This window comes from Thiohalocapsa halophila, assembly GCF_016583825.1.
GTDB classification, from domain to species: domain Bacteria; phylum Pseudomonadota; class Gammaproteobacteria; order Chromatiales; family Chromatiaceae; genus Thiohalocapsa; species Thiohalocapsa halophila.
In genome coordinates, this window is sequence record NZ_NRRV01000192.1 from 1 (window position 1) to 1,294 (window position 1,294).

The following is a 1,294-nucleotide window of genomic DNA, read 5'->3' on the forward strand; positions in this document are numbered from 1 at the left end:
CTTCGGGGTGGATCAGTGGCGAACGGGTGAGTAACACGTGAGTAACCTGCCCCTGACTCTGGGATAACTACCGGAAACGGTGGCTAATACCGGATATGACGCCCTGTCGCATGGTGGGGTGTGGAAAGTTTTTCGGTCTGGGATGGACTCGCGGCCTATCAGCTAGTTGGTGAGGTAACGGCTCACCAAGGCGACGACGGGTAGCCGGCCTGAGAGGGCGACCGGCCACACTGGGACTGAGACACGGCCCAGACTCCTACGGGAGGCAGCAGTGGGGAATATTGCACAATGGGCGAAAGCCTGATGCAGCGACGCCGCGTGAGGGATGAAGGCCTTCGGGTTGTAAACCTCTTTCAGCAGGGAAGAAGCGAAAGTGACGGTACCTGCAGAAGAAGCACCGGCTAACTACGTGCCAGCAGCCGCGGTAATACGTAGGGTGCGAGCGTTGTCCGGAATTATTGGGCGTAAAGAGCTTGTAGGCGGTTTGTCGCGTCTGCCGTGAAAATCCGAGGCTCAACCTCGGACTTGCGGTGGGTACGGGCAGACTAGAGTGTGGTAGGGGAGACTGGAATTCCTGGTGTAGCGGTGAAATGCGCAGATATCAGGAGGAACACCGATGGCGAAGGCAGGTCTCTGGGCCACTACTGACGCTGAGAAGCGAAAGCGTGGGGAGCGAACAGGATTAGATACCCTGGTAGTCCACGCCGTAAACGTTGGGAACTAGGTGTGGGCCTCATTCCACGAGGTCTGTGCCGCAGCTAACGCATTAAGTTCCCCGCCTGGGGAGTACGGCCGCAAGGCTAAAACTCAAAGGAATTGACGGGGGCCCGCACAAGCGGCGGAGCATGTGGATTAATTCGATGCAACGCGAAGAACCTTACCAAGGCTTGACATACACCGGAAACACCCAGAGATGGGTGCCCCGCAAGGTCGGTGTACAGGTGGTGCATGGTTGTCGTCAGCTCGTGTCGTGAGATGTTGGGTTAAGTCCCGCAACGAGCGCAACCCTCGTTCTATGTTGCCAGCGCGTAAAGGCGGGGACTCATAGGAGACTGCCGGGGTCAACTCGGAGGAAGGTGGGGATGACGTCAAATCATCATGCCCCTTATGTCTTGGGCTTCACACATGCTACAATGGCCGGTACAAAGGGCTGCGAAATCGCAAGATGGAGCGAATCCCAAAAAACCGGTCTCAGTTCGGATTGGGGTCTGCAACTCGACCCCATGAAGTCGGAGTCGCTAGTAATCGCAGATCAGCAACGCTGCGGTGAATACGTTCCCGGGCCTTGTACACA

The 1,294-nt window shown here is 57.1% G+C and carries 1 rRNA gene; it reads left to right on the top strand.

Annotation, left to right across the window (positions count from 1 at the left end):
• Positions 1-1,294, top strand: a 16S ribosomal RNA gene (locus CKO31_RS25905); the annotation flags it as partial.